This window comes from Gilvimarinus sp. 1_MG-2023 (assembly GCF_030548285.1).
In genome coordinates, this window is record NZ_JAUOSC010001373.1 from 1 (window position 1) to 251 (window position 251).

The window sequence follows — 251 nt, forward strand, 5'->3', positions numbered from 1 at the left end:
GGGTAACCCAGGCACCAAAATAGGCCTTGCCTTCCTGACTGGGGTGGTATTCGCTGACCCGTACAGCGTCCAGCCGTTTTCTGAGATAGCGCACCCGGCGGTCAATCTCTCGCAGCCGTTTTTTGTTGTACTGATAGTCGGCATTTTCAGAACGGTCGCCCAGACTCGCTGCCCAGGTCACTTTTTTGGTGACTTCCGGGCGTTCAGTTCGCCAGAGATAATCCAGCTCCAGCTCCAGCTCTGCATACCCC

Annotated in this window: 1 pseudogene; it reads right to left on the minus strand. The window is 56.2% G+C overall.

Annotation, left to right across the window (positions count from 1 at the left end):
• Nucleotides 1-251: pseudogene (greB, locus tag Q4563_RS21330) on the minus strand (transcription elongation factor GreB); the annotation flags it as partial.